The following is a 22,275-nucleotide window of genomic DNA, read 5'->3' as shown; positions in this document are numbered from 1 at the left end:
GACACTCGCGGCGGCATCCCTGACACAAATACAAACAAGAAAGAAAAAGACAGCGGAGGACAGATGTCGCCAGCCCTGATCGCCGTGCTGCCCTTCCTTGGAGCGCTTCTTCCGGGATTATTGATCCGTTCCGGTCGCAACGTCGCCGCGTCGGCCTGCGGGACGATGACGTTTCTGGCGCTTGTCGGGCTGTGCCTGCATATCCCGACGGTGCTGGCGGGCGGGGTCGTGACGGACAGTTTCGACTGGCTGCCCCGCATCGGGCTGAATGCCAGCTTTCGCATTGACGGGCTGAGCCTGCTGTTCGGGATCCTGATCCTCGGCATCGGGCTGCTGATCATCACCTATGCGCGATATTACCTGTCCAAGGACGATCCGGTCGGGCAGTTCTATACCTATCTGATGCTGTTTCAGGGCGCCATGGTCGGCATTGTCCTGTCGGATAACATCCTGCTGCTGCTGGTGTTCTGGGAGCTGACCTCGCTGTCGTCCTTCCTGCTGATCGGCTATTGGAAGCATCTGCCGGAGGGCCGTCAGGGCGCGCGGATGGCGCTGACCGTGACCGGGATGGGCGGGCTCGCGATGATCGCGGGGATGATGATCCTCGGCAATATCGCCGGAAGCTACCGGATCACCGATATTCTCGCCGCGCGTGATGTCATTCAGGCCTCGCCCATGTATCTGCCGGCGCTTGTCCTGATCCTGATCGGGGCGTTCACCAAATCCGCGCAGTTCCCGTTCCATTTCTGGCTGCCGCATGCAATGGCCGCGCCGACGCCGGTTTCGGCCTATCTCCACTCTGCCACGATGGTGAAGGCCGGGCTGTTCCTGATGGCGCGGTTGTGGCCGGTGCTGGCAGGAACGCCGGAGTGGTTTTATATCGTCGCGACAACCGGACTGGTGACGATGCTGATCGGGGCCGTGATCGCGTTCTTCAAGGACGATCTGAAAGCATTGCTGGCGTTTTCGACCGTCAGCCATCTCGGCCTGATTACCATGCTGCTCGGCATGGGGACGGAGGCGGCGGCAATTGCGGCCGTGTTCCACATCATCAACCACGCGACCTTCAAGGCGGCGCTGTTCATGACCGCCGGGATCATCGACCATGAGACCGGGACGCGGTCCATTGCGCGGCTTGGCGGGTTGCGGAAGCTGATGCCGGTGACCTTCCTGATCGGGACGATTGCGGCGCTGTCTATGGCTGGCATCCCGCCGTTCAACGGGTTCCTGTCGAAAGAGATGATGCTGTCAGAGGCCGCCGATACGGTCTGGGCGGGCAGCCAGAACGGGTTTTTGATCGTCGCCGGCGTGGCCTCGCTGTTTTCCGTGGCCTATTCGCTTCGTTTCATCTGGCATGTCTTCTTCGGGCCGGAGCGGGACGATTATCCGCATCACCCCCATGATCCCGGTTTCGGGCTGTTGGTTGGTCCCGCCTTCCTGACAGTGCTGGTTGTGCTGATCGGGCTGATCCCGATGACGATGGTGGGATGGTTGGTGCGGATCTCTGCCGATGCGGTTACCGGGCTGGAAACCCATCCGAAGATCTATATGTGGCACGGCGTGAACCCGGCGCTCATCACCACGATCATCGCCGTGATCGGCGGTATTATTCTGCTGTCCGCGCATCGGGTGCTGCAAGCGGGCTGGGATGCCGCGCCGCGACCGGAAGCGAAAACCATGTTCGACGCCGTCATCCGCCGCGCTGCCCGCTGGTCGCAGGCGGTGAACGACGCCCTGCATGACGGGCGGCTGGCCCGCGGCGGCTCGATGATGGCGATTACGGTTGTGATGGCGGGGGTATTTGCCTGGGCTACCGGCTCCGTCGGTCCCATGACCCGCGACATGCTGCCGATAGAGCCAATTCCGGCGGTCGGCTTTGTCCTGCTGATCGTCGCGACGGGCTGCATGGTCACGTTCCATCGCAACCGCCTTCTGGCGCTGGTGCTGATTGGGATTGTCGGGCTGATCGTGTCCTGCGCCTTTGTCTACCTGTCCGCGCCGGATCTCGCCCTGACCCAGATCTCGGTGGAGGTCGCCACGGTCATGCTGATGCTGCTGGCGCTCAACTTCCTGCCGAAGCGGACCTGGGTGGAGACCGGCGGCCTCAGACGCGGCGCGGATGCGCTGATCGCGACGGCGGTCGGACTGGCTTTCGGCGGGCTCAGCTATGCCATCCTGCGCCGCGATTTCGCGTTCGAGACGATTTCGCGCTACCATCTGGAGAACAGCCATGACCTCGGCGGCGGCGACAACGTGGTCAATGTGACGCTGGTCGACTTCCGTGGCTATGATACGTTTGGGGAAATCACCGTCCTGGGCATCGCCGCGCTCGTCATCTACGCGATGACAGAGACGCTGATGACCGGCAGTTCCAACCGGCGATTGCTGAACTGGAAGCACACGCAGCGCAAGGCCGGGGACCGGCACCCGCTGCCGCTGGTCATCGCGACACGGCTGATCCTGCCGATGTCGCTGACCGTCGGCCTGTTCATCTTCCTGCGTGGCCATAACCAGCCGGGTGGCGGGTTCGTCGCCGGTCTGATCGTCGCGATTTCGCTGCTGATGCAGTACATGGCCTCCGGCTTCGCGTGGGCGCAGGAGAGGCAGCGCGTGCCATTCCACGCCATGATCGGTGCGGGGGTGGTCGTCGCGGCGGCGACCGGCATGGGGGCGTGGCTGTTCGGGGTGCCGTTCCTGACCTCCAACTACACCTACGTCAAGCTGCCCTTCCTTGAAGAATTCGAGCTGGCGACGGCGATGGCGTTCGATCTTGGCGTCTTCCTTTGCGTGCTGGGTGCGGTGATGCTTGCCCTGAACTCGCTGTCGCGGATCGCACGGCGGGCGGGGGAGACGGTGAACCGCGAGCCGATGGATGTCGATCCGTCCCGTCATTCGCATCAGGAAGGGGAGGCGGTCTGATGGAAGCTCTCGTCGCCATTGCAATTGGTGCCATGACCGCAGCCGGAATATATCTGGTGCTGCGCCTGCGCACCTTCCCGACGGTGATCGGGATGACGATGATGTCCTATGCGATCAACCTGTTTCTGGTCGCCTCGGGCCGTCTGGCCGTGAACAAGCCGCCGATCCTGCATGGGGATGCGCCCTGGACGGCCTACACCGATCCGCTGCCGCAGGCGCTGACGCTGACCGCCATCGTGATCTCCTTCGGGATGACGGCGGTCGTGGTGCTGCTGGCGCTTGGTGCCTATGTCGAAAGCGGGGACGACTATATCGACATGCCGGATGCTGACCGGCGTGAGGACGGGGACGCGGAATGAACCACTTTATCATTGCCCCTGTCGTGCTTCCGGCGGTTATCGGCGGTCTCATCATCCTGTGGATGCGCCATGACATGCTGCTGCAAAGGGTGTTCTCGACCGCCGGATCGGTGATCCTGCTGGGGGTCTCGCTGTATCTGGCATTCTACGCCAGCAGCGGCGAGGTCTTTGTCTACCGGCTGGGCAACTGGCCTGCGCCGTTTGGCATCGTGCTGATGCTGGACAAGCTGGCCGCGCTGATGCTGGTGCTGGGCGCATTTCTGGCCGTGGTTGTGCAGCTTTATGCCATCGGTTCCGGCTGGGACCGGAAGGGCTGGCATTTCCACGCGCTCTGGCAATTCCAGATGATGGGGGTCATGGGCGCGTTCCTGACCGGCGATGCGTTCAACCTGTTCGTGTTTTTCGAGGTGCTGCTGATCGCGTCTTACGGCCTGATGATCCACGGTGGCGGCTCGCTCAGGCTGCGGGCAGGTGTGCAGTATGTCATCATCAACCTGCTCGGCTCGACCCTGTTTCTGGCGGCGCTCGGCACGCTTTATGCGGTCACCGGCACGCTGAACATGGCGGATATGGCGGTGAAAGTCGCGCTGATGCCGCCCGAGGATACCGCGCTGCTGCGCACCGGCGCGGTGCTGCTGGTGCTGGTTTTCGCCATCAAGGCCGCGCTGGTGCCGCTGCATTTCTGGCTGCCCTCCACCTATGCCAACGCGCCCGGCCCGGTTGCGGCGCTGTTCGCGATCATGTCGAAGGTCGGCGTGTATGCGATCATCCGGTTCTACACGCTGGTGTTTCCGGGGGATTCGGTGGTCGAGACCATCGTTGCCGATATGCTGCTTCCCGCAGCCCTGATCACGCTGGTCATCGGCCAGATCGGGGTTCTGGGCGGGCGCAATCTGGGCCGGGTGGCGGCGCTTTCGACAATCGCGTCCATCGGGACGCTGGTGATTGCCGTATCGATGTTCACACCGGCGTCGATCTCGGCGGCGCTGTATTACATGATCCACTCCACGCTGACCTCTGCCGCGCTGTTCCTGATCGCTGACATGATCGCCGCGCGGCGGAACGGGGAGCTTTGGCTGACGCTGCGCCCGAAGATACAGGATGCCGGGCTGATCGCGGCCATGTTTTTCGCGACCGCCATCGCCGCAGCCGGGATGCCGCCCTTGTCGGGCTTCATCGGCAAGCTGCTGATCCTTGACGTGACCCGTGCCGACCCGTGGTGGATCGGGATATGGTCGACCATCCTCGTCACCTCGCTGTTCGCCATCGTCGGGTTTGGCCGGGCCGGTTCGACGCTGTTCTGGCTGCCCCATCAGCTTCAGCGGATCGAGGCGCAGGCCGAGGCGGAGGGCAAGCCGCGCCCCGAGGGACCGATCCCGCCCAAGCTGGAACCGGACGAGCATATTCAGGACATCGGCGACGCCGTCTCGCCCACGCTGGGCTTCGTCGCGGCAGGGTCGCTGCTGGCCGGGTTGGTTGCGCTGACGATCTTCGCGCGACCGGCGATGCAGATGACCGATTCGATTGCCGAGCAGCTTTTCGATGTCAGGCCCTATGTCGGCTCGGTCCTTGAAGATCAGGAGGGCGCGCGCGAATGAAACGGCTCTTCCCGCATCCCTATCTCTCGGTTCTGCTGGTCATCACCTGGCTGCTGCTGGTCAACGAATTCCGCTGGGGCTCGCTGGTTTTCGGGATCATCATTTCGGTCGTGATCCCGATAATGATCGCGCCATATTGGCCCCGTGCCTCGTCGATGCGCGCGCCCGGACGGCTGGCCGTCTATGCGCTTCTGGTGATGTGGGATATCGTGCTCGCCAATATCGACGTTGCCAAGATCGTGCTGTTCAAACCTCGGGATGAACTGAAACCGGCCTGGATCACGGTGCCGCTGGAGCTGCGCGCGCCGGAGGCGATTGCGATGCTGGCGGGGACGATCACGCTGACGCCCGGCACGGTCAGTTGCGATCTGTCGGAATGCGGCCATGCGTTGCTGGTGCATTGCCTGCACGCGCCCGACCCCGACAGCGTCGTGACGGAGATCAAGACGCGCTACGAGGCCCGGCTGAAGGAGATTTTCGTATGATCGAATATGCGCTTCTTTTCGCCTTCACCTGCTACGGCATTGCCCTGCTGTTCAATCTGTACCGGGTGGTCATCGCGCCGGGCGTGCCGGACCGTATCCTTGCGCTCGATACGATGACGATCAACATGATCGCGGTGCTGACCCTGTTCGGTATCCGGGAGGGCACGGCGATGTATTTCGAGGCCTCGCTGCTGTTCGCAATGGTCGGGTTCGTGTCGACCGTGGCCTATGCGAAGTTCATTCTGCGCGGCGATATTATCGAATAGGGGGCGGCGATGGATCTGGTTTTTGAAATAATCGTGTCGGCGCTTCTGGTCATCAGCGGCATCTTCGGCTTTGTCGGCTCCTACGGGCTGGTCAAACTGCCCGAGCCGATGACCCGGCTGCACGCGCCGACCAAGGCCGCGACGCTTGGAGTCGGGGCGGTGCTGATCGCCTCGATGGTCTATTTCGCGTGGTTCGGGGGGCAGATCAGTTGGCACGAACTGATGATCACGCTGTTTTTGTTCCTGACCGCGCCCGTCACCGGGCTGATGGTGGCCAAGGCGAATATCCATCTGCAATGGACGCGCGAGGAACTGCCGCCGACCGGCACCGGGACAAGCTGGTCAACACAGTCCGACCGCCCCAGCCTGATGGATGACGGGGCGGACGAGCGATTAACGCATGAGGGTGACTGATCGCGGTCAGTAAAGCCCGGCGAAACGCATTGCTTCGTCGATCCGCTTCTTGGTCGGCCGGGTCAGGCTGACCAGCGGCAGGCGCACCCGCTCATCGCACATGCCAAGCTGAGACAGGGCGAATTTCGCGCCCGCCAGCCCCGGTTCCAGGAAGATCGCGATATGCAGCGGCATCAGCCGGTCCTGCAATTCGAGCGCCTGCTTGTAATCGCCCGCAAGCGTCGCCGCCTGCATCTCCGCGCAAAGGCGCGGCGCGACATTGGCCGTCACGCTGATGCAGCCGACCCCGCCATGTGCGTTGAAGCCATGCGCGGTTGCGTCTTCGCCCGAAAGCTGGATGAAATCCTTGCCGCAGGTGATCCGCTGCTGGCTGACCCGCTCCAGCTTACCGGTGGCGTCCTTGACGCCGACGATGCGGGGAAGCTGCGCCAGCTCTCCCATTGTTTCCGGCGTCATGTCGACGACCGAGCGGCCCGGGATGTTGTAGATGATGATCGGAATATTTGTGGCGTCGTGAACGGCGGTAAAATGCGCGATCATCCCGGCCTGTGTCGGCTTGTTGTAATAGGGCGTCACCACCAGCACACCGTCCGCGCCGACGCTTTCCGCGTGCTGCGCCAGCCCGATCGCCTCGCGCGTGGAGTTGGACCCGGCCCCCGCGATCACCGGAACCCGGCCATTGGCTGTCCGCACGACCTCTTCGACAACGCGGCGATGCTCGTCATGGCTGAGCGTCGGGGATTCGCCCGTGGTGCCCGTCGGGACCAGACCGTTGCTGCCCTGTTCGATCTGCCATTCGACAATCTTCTTCAGCGTGTCCAGATCCAGCTCTCCGTCCTGGTCGAACGGGGTGATCAGTGCGGGCATTGACCCTTTGAACATGACACGCTCCTGTTGCATGAGGTTGAAAAAGTAGCGGGACACTAGACGCAGGCGCGTCGATTGCCAAGCTTGTGAATTGCAGCCAGCGGAGGATCGCCGCAGATTGAGGCCAATGATGTATCCTTTTCGTGACATGATACGCGCCGGGCTGTTCGCTTTGGCGATGCCGTTGATGGTGCAGGCCGAATCGGTGTCGGATATGTCGACGGCGCTGACGGCGGCGGGTTCGGGGAACTGGCTGGCTGCTGAGGCGGCAGCGGCGCAGTCCGGTCCGTTGGCGGAAGCGCTGGTTCAGTGGCATGAATTGCGTGCCGGGCGCGGCAGCTTTGCGGATTATCTCGGCTTTGCGCGCGATCATGCGGATTGGCCGGGGATGGAGCTGCTTTATAATCGGGGTGAAGCCGTGATCCCCGATGGTGCCGCGGCGACGGATGTGATCGCGTGGTTCTCGACCCATTCGCCCCGGACGGGCAGGGGGGCAACCGCGCTCGTCGCGGCCCTGCGGGTTGAGGATGCCGACGCGGCGAAGGCCGAGGCGCGGCGGATCTGGACCACTCTGCCGATGACGGAAGCTGATGAGACCGCGTTCCTCGCCGCGCATGGCGATCTGGTGGACGACCTGCATGACGTGCGCGTCTTTGCGCTGCTCGACCAGTTTGAGTGGCAGGCGGCTGAGCAGAATCTGGCACGGATGACCGACGCCGCCCGGCCGCTGGCGGAGGCGCGCATCGCCACGCAGGCGCGCCGCAGTGGGGTGGACGACCTGATCCTGTCGCTGCCCGCCGATCAGCAGGCCGATCCCGGCCTCGCAATGGATCGCTTCCGCTGGCGCGTGGATTCGCGGCTGAACGACCTCGCGCGCGACTTGATGTCGCAGCAATCCACCTCTGCCGAGGCGCTGCGGCGGCCGGAGATCTGGGCGTCGATGCGGGCCGATTATGCGCGCGCCTCGCTCCGGGCCGGGGACTGGCAGGCGGCGGAGGACATTGCCGCGCCGCATTTCCTCGAACCCGGAACCGATGCTTATGCGGAGATGGAGTTCCTTGCCGGTTATGCCGCCCTGCGTGGCGGTGCTGCGGATCGCGCCTTGCAGCATTTTGAAAATCTGGGTGAGAAGACCACCAGCGTCATCAGCCAGTCCCGCGCGTATTATTGGCAAGGCCGCGCGCAGGAAGCCGCAGGCAATGCCGAAGCCGCACAGGCGGCCTTTGAACGCGCCGCGACGATGCAATCCGCCTATTACGGGCAACTCGCCGCCGAGCGTATCGGTGCGCCGACAGATCCGGCCCTTTCGGTTCCCGGACGTGCGGAGGCTGCCTTGCCGCAATGGCGCCGCACCGATCTTCGCGAGAACGAGGTGTTTCAGGCCGGTGTCTACGCCTTCGCCGCCGGCCATCCCGATCTCGGCCAGCGGTTTTTCCTGCAACTCTCGGAAACAGCCGCGCCCGATGATATTGCGCGCATGGCCCGCCTGACGCTGGAGATGCGCTATCCGTGGTACGCGCTCCGCCTTGCCAAGCGGGCGGCCTCTCGGGGGGTGGCTTATCCGGCGGCCTATTATCCGCTGACCGGGCTGGAGGCGGAGCCGCTGGATCTGCCGCCGGAACTGGTCATGGCGATCTCACGGCAGGAGTCGGAGTTCAACCATACCGTATCCTCCCATGTCGGTGCGCAAGGTCTGATGCAGCTCATGCCCGCGACGGCGCAGATGATGGCAGAGCGGGTCGGCGTCGAATATGACCGCGCGCGGCTGACCGAGGATCCCTATTACAACGCCATGCTCGGCGCGGCCTATCTGTCCGGGCTGCGCGACAGTTTCGGGCCGTCTTCGGCACTGGTCGCAGCGGGGTATAACGCCGGGCCGGGCCGCTCGCGCCAGTGGACGGAACGGTTCGGGGATATTCGCAACGGTGCCGATCCGGTCGATTGGGTGGAGATGATCCCGTTTGACGAAACCCGCAACTACGTCATGCGGGTGACGGAGGCGCTGCCGATCTACCGGTCCCGTATCGCAGGTCAGCCGGTGCCGCTGACGCCGACGCAGGATCTGACAGGCGGCGGCATCATCCCGCCCCCGCCGAAAGCGCGGCAGACGCTGGCCGAGGTGCTGACCCAGTCCCGTCGACCGCCGCAGGAGGGCGATGCCATGTCGCCCGAAGCGGCGGCATTCGAGGAGCCGGAGACGCCCCCGCCACCCGCTGCCATCCGCCCTGTTCCGCGACCGACGAGCGGATAGGGATCGGCCTGCAATCAAGTGTGCAGCCTGCGGTCGGACGCTGGCCCTGATGTCGTCGCATTTGACCTCAGCGCAGTCGCCCGCGGCTCATATGGCGCTTGCCCGCATAACCCGGTGCGCGCGCCACCTCGAAACCCGCGGCTTCCAAGGCACGGCGGACATGGCCCGCAGCGGAATAGGTGGCGAAAGTTCCGCCCGGAGCTGTGTGTGCCCCGACCTGCGCCAGCAGATCATCCGACCAGAGTTCCGGGTTCTTCGCCGGTGAAAACCCGTCCAGAAACCACGCATCCGCCAGCCCGTCCCAGACCGGCAGCGTCTCGCGGGCGTCCCCGACGATGATGTCCACCTCGACCGTGCCAACCATAAAGCGCCGCGCCGGATAACCGTCGCGCAACTCCCGCGACAGTGTGGCGAGTTCGGGAAACGCCTCATGCGCGCGCTCCATCTGGGCGGCATCCATCGGAAACGCCTCGAAGCTTGTGAAGCGCGTCGGCTGATCCGCGATCTCCGCAAGTGCCAGCAGGTTCAGCCCGGTGCCGAAACCCAGTTCCGCAACATGAAACCCCGGTTGCAACCGTTCGGGCAGATCATTGCCGCGCAGAAACACATGCCGCGTCTCGTCCAGCCCGCCTGCGAGGCTGAAATAAGGATCGTCGAAACGGGTCGAGACGGGCACATTGCCGTCACGCCAGTTCAACTCGGGCGTCTGGTCCTGATCGCGCATCGCGGGTAACTCCTTCACCAGCGGAATGACGAAAGGGCGCAGCAATGGCAAGCATCACGGTGATCGGAGCGGGCATCGCGGGGCTGAGCGTCGCGTGGGAACTGACCCGGCGCGGCGCATCCGTCCGGGTGGTGGAGGCGGATCGCATCGGTGCAGGTTCCTCTGGGGGGACGGTCGGCGCGCTCGCCCCGCATGCGCCGGAAAGCTGGAACCTGAAGAAGCAGCTGCAGCTCGACAGCCTGCTCGGCGCGGCTTCGTTCTGGGATGAGGTGGCGCAGGCAGGCGGGGTCGATCCCGGCTATGCCCGCACGGGGCGCATTCAGGCCGTAGCTTTGGCGGATCTCGACAAGCTGCGCGCGCGTGTCGATGGCGCGGCGCGGCACTGGCAGGGCGCGGCGCGGATGTGGCTGACTCAGGCACCCGAAGCGGCATTGATCCCGCGAAGCGAGGATGGCTGGTGGCTGATGGATGACCTGACCGCCCGCCTGTCACCAAGGCAAGCGGGCGCGGCGCTTGCCGCTGCAATCCGTGCCAAGGGTGGGGAGATCGCGACCGGCCAGCACGCGACACCTGATGCTGTCGCGACACCGGCGATCTGGGCAACCGGCACGCCGGGGCTGGAGATGCTGAGCTGCGATCTCGGGCGCAAAATCGGGCAGGGGGTGAAGGGCCAAAGCGCTTCGCTGCGGTTCCCGGCACCCGATACGCCGCAGGTCTATGCCGAGGGGCTGCATATCGTGCCCCATGCCGATGGTACGGTCGGGGTCGGTTCAACCTCCGAAAACCAATACGAGCATACGGGCGTCGATACCCTGCTTGATGATGTGATCACAAATGCCCGTGCCACCTGCCCGGAGCTGAAGGACGCAGAGGTGCTGTCTTGCTGGGCTGGAATACGCCCGCGCGCCCGGTCCCGTGCGCCGTTGCTGGGTGCATGGCCGGGGCGGGCGGGGCATTTTGTCGCGAATGGCGGCTTCAAGATCGGCTTCGGCATGGCCCCGGTCATGGCGCGGATGACGGCGGATCTGGTGTTGGAGGGGCGTGACACGATCCCCGATCTGTTCCGGCTTCAGGGCAGCGGCGACACACCGATCACGGCGGGATGAAGATGCAGCAGCGCCGCCCAGATAACGGCGGCGATCAACAGCCGGATGAGGGAGGGCCAGCGGCGCGGACGCCAGTGGCCTGACAGCAACGCCGCCCCGGGCCAGAGCGAGCTATGTGCGGCGAGACGGTCGAAGTCCGGCAATGCGCGCCGCGCCCGTCTCTCGGCGGCAAAGACGCCCGACAAAGCGAACGCCAGAAGCGGGCCGAACAGCAGCACATGCGCCAGATCGCCATTCGCCAGCAAATGCGCTCCGGCCCAGATCGCGAAGGCCCACATCAGCGGATGCCGGGTCAGCCCGACAATGCCCGGACGCTCGGGGTCGAACCCCTCGGCATGTCCGCCAAATGCAAACGGGTTCTTCGCACCGACAGCGAAGACGGTCAGCAGGATCGCGACCGGCATGGCGATATTGACCAGCCAGCGTTGCCAGACCGCCTGCGGCCAGATCTCGACATAAGGCGCGCGCCCGGCGGCCATCAGCAGCCAGTAGAGCAGGCCGAGCGACAGCAGGCTGAACAGGACGATATAGCCCCGCCTGCCGAGTGCGGAGGTGATCGCGGCTTTCAGCTTCGGGTGCATCGGAATGATATGCGCCGCAAGGAAGGCGATGAACGCGGCGATGAACTCTGCCCAGCCGGACATTTTGTCCCCCGTCTTGTGATTGCGCGTGGCGCGTGTTTGGCTGATGCAGCCTTATCCAAATCCAGAAACGGACACCAGCATGCCGCGCCCTGTTATCATCGTCGCACATGGTCAGCCCTCGGACCCCGGCCCCCAGCAACAGGCGATCGAGGCGCTGGCGGCGCAGGTCGCCGACTGTGCCGACCGGCAGGTTATTGGGGCGACACTGGCCGCACCGGATGCGCTGGCGCGGGCGGTTCAGGCGGCACCGGGCGCGCTGGTCTATCCGATGTTCATGGCGGAAGGTTGGTTCACCGGCACTGAATTGCCGCGTCGTCTGGCGGGGGCTGGCGGGGCAACGGCGACGGTCCTGCGCCCCTTCGGCACCGATCCGGCGCTGCCTGACCTTTGCGCGGCAAAGCTGGCGGGGGAGATGGCGCGGCGAGGCTGGCAGGCGCGGGATACGACGCTGCTGCTGATCGCCCACGGCTCGCAACGGGCGCGTGGTTCGGCCAACGGCAACGAGGCGATGGCGGAGAAGCTGCGTCCCCGCATCGGCAAGGTGGTGACTGCCTATATCGAGGAAGCACCGTTTCTGGCCGACGCCGCGCGCGATCTCGGGCCGCAGGCGATTGCGTTGCCGTTCTTCGCCACCCGGGCGGAGCATGTCACGGACGATATTCCCACGGCGCTGACGGAGGCCGGGTTCGACGGTCCCTGCCTGCCGCCCATAGGGCTGGCGCCAGAGGTTCCTGCGCTGATCGCCGCAGCGCTTCTGCGAGGGGATGTCGCGATTGCGTCAGCCGGTCGGGGCGCTTAGGGTCCGCGCATCGAAATTCAGCAGGAGAGATTTTCATGACCCAGCGGCTTCATCTCGTGTTCGGCGGCGAACTGACCGAACTTGATGGCACCGAATTCCGCGACACCTCAGCCATCGATGTGGTCGGCGTATTTCCCGATTTCGCCTCGGCACAAGCCGCGTGGAAAGCTGCCGCGCAACGCACCGTGGACAGTGCCCAGACCCGCTATTTCATCGCGCATCTTCACAGGCTGATGGATGAGGAGCGTGAAACCAGCCCGACGGCAGAGCTGGGCAGCTGATGACAACCGGCTCGGGCAGTGGGGGCAGTGGCTGGCTTCGCCGCGTTCTCGGCCCTGCGGCACCAACGGCTGCCCGGCCCCTGCCCGAGCTGAGCTTGCCCCCGGGCGACGGTGATCTGGTCTGGATGCGGATCGGGGCGGGTTACGATCATGACAACCCGGCGGAGGCGGCGCTTTCGCCGGTCATGGGTCAGCTTCTGGATCAGCTTCACCAGTTGGGATTGCGTGTCGTCGTCAGCCGTGCCGAAGGCAGTGTGCCAAAGGTTGCGAAGACGGATGCCGCGATCCCGGAGCCTGCATCGACACGCAGCCAGATCGAGGGATATCTGAAGCTGCTGCAACCGGACGTCATTCTTCTGATCGGTGCGGAATTGCCCAATATGCTGATCGAGGTCGCGGAGGCGGAGGATATTCCCGTGATCCTAGCCGAGGCACGCATCCGGCCCCGGACATTTGGCGATGTCTTCAAACCCTTTTCGCAGCGGACGGGTCTCAGCCGGGTCACCCGGTTGTTGCTGCCTGATCGCGGTAGTCTCGACGCCGCATTGCAGCGTGGTATCCCGTCCGAGCGGCTGGAAATGGTCGGCCCCCTGACCGCCGCACATACGCCGCTGCCGCATAACGAAGTCGAACGGAATTCACTGGCCGAGGCGTTCGCTGGCCGCCAGCTTTGGCTTGCCGCATGTGTGAATGAGGCGGAGGAACATGCCATCATCGAGGCGCAGCTTACCCTGCTGCGCTATAGCCACCGGGCCTTGTTGATTGCGCTGCCCGCCGATCCACGCCGCTCTGCCGGAATGGCGGCCCGGATGACCGAAGCCGGGCTGATCGTGGCGCAGCGTGCGGAAGATGAAGACCCGACCGAGGAAGTAAATGTCTACCTCGTCGACGATGTCTTCGAGATCGGGCTGTGGTATCGCATGGCGCCGGTCTGCTTCATGGGCACAACCCTTGAAGGCCCGCTCAACGCCCAGCGTAATCCGTTCGAGGCGGCTTCGCTCGGCTCCGCGGCGATTCATGGCCCGCAGCTTGGTATCTATGCACCGGAATGGACCCAGATCGACGCTGCCGGTGCCGCCTGCCGGATCGAGCGACCGCAACAGCTTGCCGAAGCGGTCGTCAGACTGCTCGCCCCGGATCAGGCGGCAATTCTGGCGACAAATGGGTGGGAGCTGGCGACGGGTGGTGCCGGGGTTGCCAGCCGGATCGCGCATGCCGTGCGCGATGCTGTGGAAGGAGAATTTGAATGAGCCGTCGCGCCCCCGCCTTCTGGTTTCGTCGTCCGGCATCGCTGTCGGCGCAATTGCTGCGACCTCTCGGCGGGATTTACGCTGCCGGGACGGCGCGGCGGCTTGGCAAGGGCGCGCGGGCGCGTGTCGGTGTTCCGGTGATCTGCGTGGGTAATATCAATGCTGGCGGGACCGGCAAGACCCCGACCGTGATCGCGCTGGCCCAGCATCTTCTGGCGAAAGATATCGCAGTTCAGATTGTCAGCCGGGGTTTTGGCGGAACGATCAAGGCACCGACGCGCGTCAGCGAGCGGGAACATACTGCCGATCAGGTGGGTGATGAGCCGCTGCTGATGTCGGCCTTCGCGCCGGTCTGGGTTGCGGATGACCGGAAGGCCGGTGCGCAGGCCGCCGTCGCGGATGGCGCGCAGATCATCCTTCTCGATGACGGGTTTCAGGACCCGGCGCTTCATCATGATATTTCGCTTGTCGTCGTTGACGCGGCGAAGGGGTTCGGCAACGGGCTTTGCCTTCCTGCGGGTCCGCTGCGGGAGCCGGTGTCCAAAGGGCTGTCACGCGCCGATGCGGTCATCTCCATCGGGCCGGACGCAATGCAGGCGCGGTTCGACAAGGCTTGGGGCGATGCGATCGATTTGCCGCATTTTCGCGGCGCATTGCGGCCGCTTCAGACCGGCATCGACTGGGCGGATCAGCGGGTGCTGGCCTTCGCCGGGATCGGCCATCCGGAGAAATTCTTCGCCACGCTGCGCGACCTCGGCGCGGATGTCGTAAGGGCGGAGGCGCTTGAGGATCACCAGCCCTTCACAACCGCCCTGATCCAGCGCCTGGCCACGGAATCGCATCTGACCGGCGCACAGCTTGTCACGACAGAGAAGGACGCCGTTCGTCTGCCACCAGATTTCCGGCGGCATGTTCTGGCGGTTCCGGTCCGGCTTGAGCTTGACGATTGGGCGGGGCTGGACGCGTTGCTGCAACCGCTGATGAAAGACGCCCGCGAAGCCGGCTGATCCGGCCGATACGAAACCGCCCGGATCGCGTGATCGCCTGATATGGCAGTTTATTCCGCCGCAGCTTCGCCGGTATCAGCCTCGGCCAGCTTCTCGTCGATGACGGCCTTGAGGTCTTCCCAAGGCTGGTTCTGGACCAGCTCGCCACCGATGACGAAGGTCGGGGTGCCTTCGATATTGTCTTCGGTCGCGTTTTTCTGGAACGTCGCGACAAGGTTTTCGACGCGGGTCTCATCGGCCCAGCAGGCATCGATCTGCTCGGGCGTCATCCCCGCCTTCGCGCCGATCTTGCGCAGTGAGCCGACCAGCTCCTCGCCATTCGCGGCACTCATCCAGTCGTTCTGCTCGCTGAGCAGCATGTCGGCGATCGGGTAGAACTTGTCCTCCTCACAGCGGGCGAGGATACCGGCCCACAGCCCGACCTGATCGAAATACACGTCCCGCTGCGCAAAGCGGACCTTGCCGGTGTCGATATATTCGGCCTTCAGCTTCGGAAAGCTCTCGACATGGAAATTCGCGCAATGCGGGCAGGTGAAGCTGGCATATTCATAGATCGTCAGCGGCGCGGTTTCTTCGCCCAGAAACAGATCGTCGAGGATCACCGGCTCCACGGCTTCCGCCTCGGCGGCTTCTGCCGGCGCGGTTTCGGTTGCCTGCGCTTCGGCATTGTCTGCCTCCGCCGCGCTGTCTTGCGCCAATGCGGGCATTGCGAGCGCCGCCGAGAAAATCGAGACGGACAGAAGGTAACGAAGTTCGAAGCTCATAAACAGGCCTTTCGGTTTTTTCGGCCCTCGCGGGCCAGTTTGAGCTCTGCCAGACGCGTCAGGGCGGCTTGCAGATCGGGGTCGTCTATTCCTGCGGCCAGGGCAGCGGCGGCACGGCGGGTTTCCGGGTCCGGGGCGGATGGTGCCTGACGGGGCTGTCCGAGTTGTGCGTGACCTTGCGCAAAGCCGGTTGGCGCGGTCTGGGTCAGCTTGACCCGGGACACGGCGTTATAACCGTAACAGGCGTTCACCCGGTCACGGATCTGGGGAAGCTGCATTTCCAGCAGCGGCGCATGGGCCCCGGTCGTCAGCAGGGTCAGGGTCGCGCCGAAGCTGCCACGGGAATGCGATATCTTCACCGGGCGCGCGCGGGCTGCGGTTTCCGGCCCGACGGTTTCCTCCCAATGGGTCAGCAACCGCGCCACGGCGAAACCCCGCCCCTCGGCGGCGCTTCGGATCGGTGCGGCGACAAGGCTGGCGGCCTGCCGGAACCCGCGCGATCTGCGAGGGGGCTGTGACATGCGGCGCTCCGCAGTTAAAAACATGTGCATAGTATCAAGCCGCGACCGGGATGCCAGTGAGCCAGATCAAAAAAACCGTGAACCATGCGTGAAATCGCGCCCGAGCTTCTGGCCTGGTATGACCGCCATGCGCGCCAGCTTCCGTGGCGGGTGCCGCCCGGGCAGGGGCGGGCCGATCCGTATCGGGTGTGGCTGTCAGAGATCATGTTGCAGCAGACGACGGTTGCAGCGGTCAAGGCGTATTACGAGCGTTTCACGACGCTCTGGCCCGGCGTGGGCGATCTTGCCGCCGCGCGTGACGAGCAGGTGATGGCGGAATGGGCCGGGCTTGGCTACTACGCCCGCGCCCGCAATCTGCTGGCCTGCGCGCGGCAGGTGGTGGCTTCGGGCGGGGCGTTCCCTGCCACGCGGGCGGGCCTGCAGGCGCTGCCGGGGATCGGCCCTTACACCTCGGCTGCGATTGCGGCGATTGCCTATGATCAGCCGGAAACGGTCGTGGATGGCAATGTCGAACGGGTGGTCGCGCGCCTCTTTGCTGTGCAGACGCCCTTGCCCGCCGCCAAGCCCGAGCTTGTGAAGCTGGCGGAGACCCTGACCCCGCAGCAGAGGCCCGGCGATTTCGCGCAGGCGATGATGGATCTCGGCGCGACGATCTGCACGCCGCGCAATCCGGCCTGTGCGATCTGCCCGCTTGTCCAGAAATGCGACGCCCGTGCCCAAGGGATCGCCGCAGACCTGCCCCGCCGTGCGGCGAAACCCGCCAAGCCCCGGCGCGAGGGCGTGGCCTGGGTTGTGCTGAGCGGGGAGCGTATCCTGCTGGAACGCCGCCCGCCAAAGGGTCTGCTGGGCGGAACGCTGGCTTTCCCGTCAGCCGGTTGGGACGGGACGGAGGCGGCCCCTCCGGTGAAGGCGGATTGGCAGCGGCTCGATCCGGTTAACCATGTCTTCACCCATTTCTCGCTGGATATGGAGGTGCGGGTGGCGCGCATCGGCGAGCAATTGCGGACGGGTTCTGCACAGGAATGGGTCGATCTGAACGATTTCAGCCCCAGCGACCTGCCGGGGCTGATGCGGAAAGTGTGGAAACGCGCGAAAACGGCGCTGCCTTGATCAGGTCTCGCGGCCGCGCTCGATCCGGGCGTATTCGCTGGTTTTGCGGCTGTCATCGCCATCGCGGCCATGCGGGCGGCGGTGTAGCGCTGCAATTGAGGGGTGGATGCCCGATTTCCGTTCCTGCGTCACATAAGAACGCACGCGGCCATTACCGGTGCTGCGCTCGTGATCGGTCAAGGTTTTCGTCATTGAACAGTCCTCCTGCTGTATCTGACGAATATAGGGGCGAATCGGCTTAACGCCAAATCACGCCGCCTGTACCCCCGGACCCGAGGACAGAATGGCATGCAGCGCCGCCGCGTCGTTATTCGCCCGCAGCTTATCGCGCAGATCCGCGTCCCTGAGCGTCCGGGACACCAGTGCAAGTGCCTTCAGATGGTCCACGCCGCTGCCCTTGGGCGCCAGCAGGGCAAAGACCAGATCGACGGGCTGCCGGTCGACCGCGTCGAAATCCAGCGGTTTTTCCAGCTTTACGAAAACCCCCGCAACCGAGGGCAGCCCGTGCAGCCGCGCATGAGGCAGGGCGACGCCGTTGCCGACGCCGGTCGGGCCAAGGCTCTCGCGTTCCTGCAACGCGTCGAGCGTCACGCTCGGGTCGACCCCGTAGGCTTGCCCGGCAAGCTCCGCCATGTCCTGAAATAGTCGCTTCTTCGATCCAACCTGCGGAAATGCCCTCACGGCGGCAGGTTTGACGATGTTGCTGATCTGCATTGTTGCGCGTCCTCTTACTGCCCCGGACCGTCCTGATCCGGGACAGTATTCCGCCAGATGCGGTTACCTGATATTGCGCGGGTCGATCCAGCCGATATTGCCGTCATCGCGGCGGTGCACGACATTCACACCCCCGTGTTTCTCGTTACGGAATACCAAAAGGGGTGCCCCCGCCAGTTCCATTTGCATAACTGCGTCGCCAACCGAAAGCGTCGGCACGCGCGATTCCATTTCTGCGACGATAATGGGTTGCAGGCCGGTCTCGTCCTGTGATTCCCACTCTTCCTCGTCGGCGGGCAGGACATACAACCCGGCCGCACCGTATTCAACCGGGGAAGAACGGTCTTTGTGATGATCTTTCAGCCTGCGTTTGTAACGGCGAAGCTGCTTGTCCATCTTCTCGCGCGCGGCCTCGAACGCTGCGTAAATTTCGTTCGCCTCGCCTTTTGCCTGCACGGTCAAGCCAGTGGACAGATGAACAAGTGCATCGCAGACCAGCATATGCGCCTTCTTGGAGAAGGTGACGATGGCTTCGGTCGGCCTCTGGGAATATTTACCGATCGTTTCACCCAGCTCATCCTGAACATGCTGGGTCAGTGCCTCACCCACGTCTATCTGTTTACCACTGATCTGATAGCGCATTGTTTTTTCCTTTCTTTGCCCGGCCCTCACCTGAACGGGGCGAGGCCAAACCGGGCTGATTCAGTCTGGAAGAGGGCCGCGTTTCTGTCAACGATGCGGGTGCAGCGGAAATCGCCCAATTTGTCCGGCGCGCACGCAACGCAGCGTCAGTTGAGCGAGAAGCTGTCGCCCAGATAAACCTCACGCACACGCGGGTCGGCAACGATGTCATCTGTCGTGCCCGACATCAGCACATGCCCGTCATGCAGGATATAGGCGCGATCCACGATGCCCAGCGTTTCGCGGACATTGTGATCGGTGATCAGAACCCCGATGCCGCGCTGCTTGAGGTCCTGCACCAGCCCGCGAATATCGTTCACGGCGATCGGATCGACCCCGGCAAAGGGTTCGTCCAGCAGCAGATATTTCGGGTCCGACGCCAGACAGCGGGCGATTTCCGCGCGCCGCCGCTCCCCGCCTGACAGGGCCATCGCGGAGGCGTTGCGGATATGACCGATGGAAAACTCGCCCAGCAACTCCTCCAGCCGCTCCCGCCGGTGATGGGGGCTGGGTTCGGTGACTTCCAGCACGGCCATGATATTATCCTCGACCGAAAGACCACGGAAAATCGACATTTCCTGCGGCAGATAGCCGATCCCCATGCGCGCGCGGCGATACATCGGCAGGCCGGTGGCATCTTGCGAATCGATCATGACCTGACCGGAATCGGGCGCGACGAGGCCTGCGATGCAATAAAAACACGTCGTCTTGCCGGACCCGTTCGGGCCAAGCAGCGCCACGACCTCGCCCTGTGCCAGATCCATCGACATATCGCGGATGACCAGCCGCTTGCGATAGGATTTGCGCAGATTGCGGACCGACAGCCCCTCATGCAGCCCGATCTCGTCGCCGCGCATCAGTTGCTTCCGGGCTGCAAGACGGTGCGCACACGGCCCGAGGCCTGCGCGGTGCCATTGGCCAGATTGACCGTCAGCCGCTCGCCGGACATGACGTTATCGCCCTGCGTCAGCAACACATCCCCGATCAGCGTGATATCGCCGGTGGAAACCTCGTAGACCGCCTCCTGCGCCTCCGCCGCGCCGGGTCCGTTGACAAGCGTGACATTGCCGGTCGCCCGCAGGTTCCGGATACGGCTCTCGCCACCCTCGGCATATTCCACCACGACCTGATCGGCGGACAGCTTCATCTCGCCCTGACCGATCAGCACATTGCCGGAGAACTCGGCCATGCCGGTGCTCTGGTTTATGCTGAAATTATCCGCCGCCACCTCGACCGGCAGGGACACATCGGCCTTCATGGCACCGAAAGCGACGCTCTGCGCCATCGCTGCGGAGGTGATGAGGGGCAGGGCGGTTATCGCAAGGGCTAGTCTCAGGGCGCGGAGCATCTGCATTCCTTCCGGGGAAAGGTCAGGGTTCGTATATCAGACGAACATTGCCGGTTAAATTCAGAACATGCTCGCCGTCTGCGTTGCGTTCAACCGACAGCTTATCCGCATCCAGCCTGCCCATCGGGGCGAAGGCAGTCAGCCCGTTGCCGCCCTCCAGCCGGCCTGCCTCAAGATCGGTGTCGATGCTGGGCATGGTCAGCGCCCATCCGTCGGAGGTGGTCATGTAGACCCCACCCTCCAGCCGGATCAGCGTATCCTCGACCTGCGCGCGCGGCGCGGTCAGATCGGCAGCGATCCCGTCCGGCGCGCGATAGGTGAGACGCAGCGATTCGGCCTCCGCCCGTTCGGTGCTGCCCGGCGTGGCGCGGCTGGCAGTCAGCGTGATTTCCGAGCCGCTATCGGTGACGCCGGAAAACTGCGGGCGTGTCATGCGCGGATCGCGGGCCAGTTCCTCGGCATCGACCTCGGCATAGGGAATCGCATTGTCGGGGTCCGGTTTGCTGCCGAACAGGAACAGCGTCGACAGGATCGCCAGCGCCGCCAGCGGCAACGCCACGCGCAGCCATGCCACCAGCCGCGAACGCATCAGACCATCCCGGCGCGCAGGCAGTCATGGATATGCAGAATGCCGCGCGGCACGCCTTCATCGACGGCGAACAGGCAGGTGATCTTGCGCGACTGCATCTCCGCGAGCGCTGCCTCGGCAAGCTGATCGGCGCGGATCGTGCGGGGCGAGGCGGTCATCACATCCGCCGCCCGCCGGTCCAGCAGCCCATCCATGTGCCGCCGCAAGTCACCGTCGGTAATGATCCCGACCAGACGCCCGTCCGCGCCGGTCACGCCGGTCACACCATAGCCCTTCTGGCTGATGGTCAGCAGCGCGTCGGTCATCGGCGTGTCCTCGGCGACGAGCGGCATGTCTTCGTGCATCAGATCGCCGACCCGCGACAGCTGCGCGCCCAGCTTGCCGCCGGGATGGAAGGTGCGGAAATGCTCCGGTGTGAACCGGCGATGCTCCATCAACGCAACGGCGAGCGCATCGCCAAGCGCCAGCGTCATCGTGGTCGAGGTGGTCGGCACGATCCCCTTGCCGCAGGCTTCCTCTGCCGTGGGCAGCAACAGGGCCACGTCGCTTTGCCGGATCAGCGTGGAATTCTCCCGGCTGGCAATGCCGATCAGCGGAATGTCGAAACGCCGCGTATGGGCCACGATGTCGGCAATTTCAGGTGTCTCGCCGGAATTGGAAATCACGATGGCCACATCGCCCTTTGCCACCATGCCCAGATCGCCGTGGCTCGCCTCCGCCGGGTGGACGAACTGCGCCGGCGTCCCGGTAGAGGCCAGCGTGGCCGCAATTTTCCGCCCGATATGCCCGGATTTCCCCATGCCGGAGACGACAACACGCCCCGTTGCCGCAAGGATCGTCTCGACCGCCTGATCGAAAGACGCGCCAAGGCTGTCGGAAAGCGCCGCAAGCCCCGCATTCTCGGTGGCGATGACGCGGCGGGCTGTATCGAGATATCTGCTCATTGCTGGCATCTAGTGATGATAGATGTCGTTGTCATCCCCCCAGCCCAGCAGATCCAGCCGGGAACGGGTGGGCAGAAAGTCGAAGCAGCTCTGCGCCAGTTCCAGCCGCCCTTCGCGGATCAGCAGGTCTTCCAGCGCATGTTTGAGCTGGTGCAGATACAGCACATCGGACGCGGCATATTCCAGTTGCGCCTCGCTCAGCACCTCGCTGCCCCAGTCGGAGGTCTGCTGCTGCTTGGATACGTCGATATCCAGAAGCGAACTCAGCAGATATTTCAGCCCGTGCCGGTCGGTATAGGTGCGGATCAGCTTGGAGGCGATTTTCGTGCACCAGACCGGGGCCGTCAGCACGCCGAACGCGTTGTACAGCGCCGCGATGTCGAACCGTCCGAAGTGAAACAGCTTGATGACGCCCGGATCGGCCAGCAGCCGTGTCAGGTTGGGTGCCGTGCTTTGCCCCTGTGCAATCTGGACAAGATGCGCATTTCCGTCGCCCGATGACAGCTGCACGACGCAAAGCCGGTCGCGGCGCGGGTCGAGCCCCATCGTTTCCGTGTCGATGGCCACCACCGGGCCGAGATCCAGCCCATCGGGCAAATCGTTCTGATAGAGATGAATGGCCATGAAAACTCCC

26 protein-coding genes are annotated in these 22,275 nt (G+C 64.3%); 13 read left to right on the top strand and 13 right to left on the bottom strand.

The annotated features are described in order from the left end of the window. Positions 1-63 precede the first annotated feature (63 nt). From PAF12_RS13035 to PAF12_RS13010, 6 genes are read left to right on the top strand one after another with little or no spacing between them, the layout of a single operon-like run. Positions 64-2,919: a monovalent cation/H+ antiporter subunit A gene (locus PAF12_RS13035; protein ID WP_271107398.1), complete on the top strand. Its 2,856-nt coding sequence runs from the start codon at positions 64-66 to the stop codon at positions 2,917-2,919. Beyond that, the gene (locus PAF12_RS13030; RefSeq protein WP_271107397.1) at positions 2,919-3,278 is read left to right on the top strand and encodes a Na+/H+ antiporter subunit C; all 360 of its coding nucleotides are present in this window, start codon (positions 2,919-2,921) and stop codon (positions 3,276-3,278) included. The genes PAF12_RS13035 and PAF12_RS13030 overlap by 1 nt, the downstream gene beginning before the upstream one ends. After that, the gene (locus PAF12_RS13025) at positions 3,275-4,876 is read left to right on the top strand and encodes a monovalent cation/H+ antiporter subunit D (RefSeq protein WP_271107396.1); all 1,602 of its coding nucleotides are present in this window, start codon (positions 3,275-3,277) and stop codon (positions 4,874-4,876) included. Before PAF12_RS13030 ends, PAF12_RS13025 begins: the two co-directional genes overlap by 4 nt. Beyond that, positions 4,873-5,361: a Na+/H+ antiporter subunit E gene (locus PAF12_RS13020; protein WP_271107395.1), complete on the top strand. Its 489-nt coding sequence runs from the start codon at positions 4,873-4,875 to the stop codon at positions 5,359-5,361. Before PAF12_RS13025 ends, PAF12_RS13020 begins: the two co-directional genes overlap by 4 nt. Continuing rightward, positions 5,358-5,627 (top strand): K+/H+ antiporter subunit F, encoded by a 270-nt coding sequence (locus tag PAF12_RS13015; RefSeq protein ID WP_271107394.1) that lies wholly within the window; start codon positions 5,358-5,360, stop codon positions 5,625-5,627. The genes PAF12_RS13020 and PAF12_RS13015 overlap by 4 nt, the downstream gene beginning before the upstream one ends. A gap of 9 nt (positions 5,628-5,636) precedes the next feature. Further along, a complete protein-coding gene (locus PAF12_RS13010; protein WP_271107393.1) occupies positions 5,637-6,041 on the top strand; it encodes a Na+/H+ antiporter subunit G in 405 nt (134 codons plus the stop codon). 6 nt (positions 6,042-6,047) lie between these two features. Here PAF12_RS13010 and dapA read toward each other — a convergent pair whose 3' ends face one another. Next, complete coding sequence (dapA, locus tag PAF12_RS13005) at positions 6,048-6,923, bottom strand: 4-hydroxy-tetrahydrodipicolinate synthase (protein WP_271107392.1); 876 nt, start codon at positions 6,921-6,923, stop codon at positions 6,048-6,050. 112 nt (positions 6,924-7,035) lie between these two features. On the opposite strand from dapA, the gene PAF12_RS13000 reads away from it, so the two are divergent. Beyond that, a complete protein-coding gene (locus PAF12_RS13000; protein WP_271107391.1) occupies positions 7,036-9,159 on the top strand; it encodes a lytic transglycosylase domain-containing protein in 2,124 nt (707 codons plus the stop codon). A 67-nt stretch (positions 9,160-9,226) separates the two neighbouring features. Here the strand turns inward: PAF12_RS13000 and mnmD are convergent, their stop codons facing one another. Further along, positions 9,227-9,883: a tRNA (5-methylaminomethyl-2-thiouridine)(34)-methyltransferase MnmD gene (gene mnmD, locus PAF12_RS12995; protein WP_271107390.1), complete on the bottom strand. Its 657-nt coding sequence runs from the start codon at positions 9,881-9,883 to the stop codon at positions 9,227-9,229. A gap of 44 nt (positions 9,884-9,927) precedes the next feature. On the opposite strand from mnmD, the gene PAF12_RS12990 reads away from it, so the two are divergent. Next, a complete protein-coding gene (locus tag PAF12_RS12990) occupies positions 9,928-10,989 on the top strand; it encodes an FAD-binding oxidoreductase (RefSeq protein WP_271107389.1) in 1,062 nt (353 codons plus the stop codon). Here the strand turns inward: PAF12_RS12990 and PAF12_RS12985 are convergent. Continuing rightward, positions 10,953-11,633 carry an NnrU family protein gene (locus PAF12_RS12985; protein WP_271107388.1) on the bottom strand — a complete coding sequence of 227 codons (681 nt, stop codon included), beginning with the start codon at positions 11,631-11,633 and terminating at the stop codon, positions 10,953-10,955. The two genes, PAF12_RS12990 and PAF12_RS12985, sit on opposite strands and share 37 nt — an antisense overlap. Before the next feature lie 79 nt (positions 11,634-11,712). Between PAF12_RS12985 and PAF12_RS12980 the strand changes: the two genes are divergently transcribed. The 4 genes from PAF12_RS12980 to lpxK are packed head-to-tail and all read left to right on the top strand — an operon-like array spanning position 11,713 to position 14,970. Beyond that, positions 11,713-12,432, top strand: coding sequence for a CbiX/SirB N-terminal domain-containing protein (locus PAF12_RS12980; protein ID WP_271107387.1), 720 nt, complete (start codon positions 11,713-11,715; stop codon positions 12,430-12,432). Between the two features lie 35 nt (positions 12,433-12,467). Beyond that, positions 12,468-12,713 (top strand): DUF4170 domain-containing protein, encoded by a 246-nt coding sequence (locus PAF12_RS12975; protein WP_271107386.1) that lies wholly within the window; start codon positions 12,468-12,470, stop codon positions 12,711-12,713. Beyond that, the gene (locus tag PAF12_RS12970) at positions 12,713-13,963 is read left to right on the top strand and encodes a 3-deoxy-D-manno-octulosonic acid transferase (protein ID WP_271107385.1); all 1,251 of its coding nucleotides are present in this window, start codon (positions 12,713-12,715) and stop codon (positions 13,961-13,963) included. Before PAF12_RS12975 ends, PAF12_RS12970 begins: the two co-directional genes overlap by 1 nt. Further along, complete coding sequence (gene lpxK, locus PAF12_RS12965; RefSeq protein WP_271107384.1) at positions 13,960-14,970, top strand: tetraacyldisaccharide 4'-kinase; 1,011 nt, start codon at positions 13,960-13,962, stop codon at positions 14,968-14,970. Before PAF12_RS12970 ends, lpxK begins: the two co-directional genes overlap by 4 nt. 50 nt (positions 14,971-15,020) lie before the next feature. On the opposite strand, the gene PAF12_RS12960 is transcribed toward lpxK, so the two are convergent. Next, positions 15,021-15,734 (bottom strand): DsbA family protein, encoded by a 714-nt coding sequence (locus tag PAF12_RS12960; RefSeq protein ID WP_271107383.1) that lies wholly within the window; start codon positions 15,732-15,734, stop codon positions 15,021-15,023. Then, positions 15,731-16,255 carry a DUF721 domain-containing protein gene (locus tag PAF12_RS12955; protein ID WP_271107382.1) on the bottom strand — a complete coding sequence of 175 codons (525 nt, stop codon included), beginning with the start codon at positions 16,253-16,255 and terminating at the stop codon, positions 15,731-15,733. Before PAF12_RS12955 ends, PAF12_RS12960 begins: the two co-directional genes overlap by 4 nt. A gap of 84 nt (positions 16,256-16,339) precedes the next feature. On the opposite strand from PAF12_RS12955, the gene mutY reads away from it, so the two are divergent. Further along, a complete protein-coding gene (gene mutY, locus PAF12_RS12950; protein WP_271107381.1) occupies positions 16,340-17,365 on the top strand; it encodes an A/G-specific adenine glycosylase in 1,026 nt (341 codons plus the stop codon). On the opposite strand, the gene PAF12_RS12945 is transcribed toward mutY, so the two are convergent. The 8 genes from PAF12_RS12945 to PAF12_RS12910 form a co-directional block, all read right to left on the bottom strand. Beyond that, a complete protein-coding gene (locus PAF12_RS12945; RefSeq protein WP_271107380.1) occupies positions 17,366-17,557 on the bottom strand; it encodes a hypothetical protein in 192 nt (63 codons plus the stop codon). Between the two features lie 57 nt (positions 17,558-17,614). Next, on the bottom strand, positions 17,615-18,079 hold the full coding sequence (locus PAF12_RS12940) for a PTS sugar transporter subunit IIA (protein WP_271107379.1): 465 nt from the start codon (positions 18,077-18,079) through the stop codon (positions 17,615-17,617). A 63-nt stretch (positions 18,080-18,142) separates the two neighbouring features. Beyond that, complete coding sequence (gene raiA / locus PAF12_RS12935) at positions 18,143-18,721, bottom strand: ribosome-associated translation inhibitor RaiA (RefSeq protein WP_271107378.1); 579 nt, start codon at positions 18,719-18,721, stop codon at positions 18,143-18,145. A gap of 146 nt (positions 18,722-18,867) precedes the next feature. Then, complete coding sequence (gene lptB, locus PAF12_RS12930; RefSeq protein WP_271107377.1) at positions 18,868-19,617, bottom strand: LPS export ABC transporter ATP-binding protein; 750 nt, start codon at positions 19,615-19,617, stop codon at positions 18,868-18,870. Beyond that, complete coding sequence (lptA, locus tag PAF12_RS12925) at positions 19,617-20,114, bottom strand: lipopolysaccharide transport periplasmic protein LptA (protein WP_271107376.1); 498 nt, start codon at positions 20,112-20,114, stop codon at positions 19,617-19,619. The genes lptB and lptA overlap by 1 nt, the downstream gene beginning before the upstream one ends. 16 nt (positions 20,115-20,130) lie before the next feature. Further along, positions 20,131-20,697, bottom strand: a complete 567-nt coding sequence (locus tag PAF12_RS12920; RefSeq protein ID WP_271107375.1) for a hypothetical protein — start codon at positions 20,695-20,697, stop codon at positions 20,131-20,133. Further along, positions 20,697-21,641 carry an SIS domain-containing protein gene (locus PAF12_RS12915; RefSeq protein WP_271107374.1) on the bottom strand — a complete coding sequence of 315 codons (945 nt, stop codon included), beginning with the start codon at positions 21,639-21,641 and terminating at the stop codon, positions 20,697-20,699. Before PAF12_RS12915 ends, PAF12_RS12920 begins: the two co-directional genes overlap by 1 nt. Positions 21,642-21,650: 9 nt before the next feature. Further along, complete coding sequence (locus PAF12_RS12910) at positions 21,651-22,265, bottom strand: ribonuclease D (protein WP_271107373.1); 615 nt, start codon at positions 22,263-22,265, stop codon at positions 21,651-21,653. Positions 22,266-22,275 lie beyond the last annotated feature (10 nt).

Source organism: Paracoccus sp. SCSIO 75233 (assembly GCF_027912675.1).
Classification (GTDB): domain Bacteria; phylum Pseudomonadota; class Alphaproteobacteria; order Rhodobacterales; family Rhodobacteraceae; genus Paracoccus.
Note: the sequence above shows the minus strand (reverse complement) of the source record. Positions and strands in the feature narration are given on the sequence as shown.

Coding starts and splice junctions, on each gene's coding strand:
- PAF12_RS13035 (WP_271107398.1), top strand. CDS start 64: ATGTCGCCAGCCCTGATCGCCGTGCTGCCCTTCCTTGGAGCGCTTCTT.
- PAF12_RS13030 (WP_271107397.1), top strand. CDS start 2,919: ATGGAAGCTCTCGTCGCCATTGCAATTGGTGCCATGACCGCAGCCGGA.
- PAF12_RS13025 (WP_271107396.1), top strand. CDS start 3,275: ATGAACCACTTTATCATTGCCCCTGTCGTGCTTCCGGCGGTTATCGGC.
- PAF12_RS13020 (WP_271107395.1), top strand. CDS start 4,873: ATGAAACGGCTCTTCCCGCATCCCTATCTCTCGGTTCTGCTGGTCATC.
- PAF12_RS13015 (WP_271107394.1), top strand. CDS start 5,358: ATGATCGAATATGCGCTTCTTTTCGCCTTCACCTGCTACGGCATTGCC.
- PAF12_RS13010 (WP_271107393.1), top strand. CDS start 5,637: ATGGATCTGGTTTTTGAAATAATCGTGTCGGCGCTTCTGGTCATCAGC.
- dapA (WP_271107392.1), bottom strand. CDS start 6,923: ATGTTCAAAGGGTCAATGCCCGCACTGATCACCCCGTTCGACCAGGAC.
- PAF12_RS13000 (WP_271107391.1), top strand. CDS start 7,036: ATGATGTATCCTTTTCGTGACATGATACGCGCCGGGCTGTTCGCTTTG.
- mnmD (WP_271107390.1), bottom strand. CDS start 9,883: ATGCGCGATCAGGACCAGACGCCCGAGTTGAACTGGCGTGACGGCAAT.
- PAF12_RS12990 (WP_271107389.1), top strand. CDS start 9,928: ATGGCAAGCATCACGGTGATCGGAGCGGGCATCGCGGGGCTGAGCGTC.
- PAF12_RS12985 (WP_271107388.1), bottom strand. CDS start 11,633: ATGTCCGGCTGGGCAGAGTTCATCGCCGCGTTCATCGCCTTCCTTGCG.
- PAF12_RS12980 (WP_271107387.1), top strand. CDS start 11,713: ATGCCGCGCCCTGTTATCATCGTCGCACATGGTCAGCCCTCGGACCCC.
- PAF12_RS12975 (WP_271107386.1), top strand. CDS start 12,468: ATGACCCAGCGGCTTCATCTCGTGTTCGGCGGCGAACTGACCGAACTT.
- PAF12_RS12970 (WP_271107385.1), top strand. CDS start 12,713: ATGACAACCGGCTCGGGCAGTGGGGGCAGTGGCTGGCTTCGCCGCGTT.
- lpxK (WP_271107384.1), top strand. CDS start 13,960: ATGAGCCGTCGCGCCCCCGCCTTCTGGTTTCGTCGTCCGGCATCGCTG.
- PAF12_RS12960 (WP_271107383.1), bottom strand. CDS start 15,734: ATGAGCTTCGAACTTCGTTACCTTCTGTCCGTCTCGATTTTCTCGGCG.
- PAF12_RS12955 (WP_271107382.1), bottom strand. CDS start 16,255: ATGTCACAGCCCCCTCGCAGATCGCGCGGGTTCCGGCAGGCCGCCAGC.
- mutY (WP_271107381.1), top strand. CDS start 16,340: ATGCGTGAAATCGCGCCCGAGCTTCTGGCCTGGTATGACCGCCATGCG.
- PAF12_RS12945 (WP_271107380.1), bottom strand. CDS start 17,557: ATGACGAAAACCTTGACCGATCACGAGCGCAGCACCGGTAATGGCCGC.
- PAF12_RS12940 (WP_271107379.1), bottom strand. CDS start 18,079: ATGCAGATCAGCAACATCGTCAAACCTGCCGCCGTGAGGGCATTTCCG.
- raiA (WP_271107378.1), bottom strand. CDS start 18,721: ATGCGCTATCAGATCAGTGGTAAACAGATAGACGTGGGTGAGGCACTG.
- lptB (WP_271107377.1), bottom strand. CDS start 19,617: ATGCGCGGCGACGAGATCGGGCTGCATGAGGGGCTGTCGGTCCGCAAT.
- lptA (WP_271107376.1), bottom strand. CDS start 20,114: ATGCAGATGCTCCGCGCCCTGAGACTAGCCCTTGCGATAACCGCCCTG.
- PAF12_RS12920 (WP_271107375.1), bottom strand. CDS start 20,697: ATGCGTTCGCGGCTGGTGGCATGGCTGCGCGTGGCGTTGCCGCTGGCG.
- PAF12_RS12915 (WP_271107374.1), bottom strand. CDS start 21,641: ATGAGCAGATATCTCGATACAGCCCGCCGCGTCATCGCCACCGAGAAT.
- PAF12_RS12910 (WP_271107373.1), bottom strand. CDS start 22,265: ATGGCCATTCATCTCTATCAGAACGATTTGCCCGATGGGCTGGATCTC.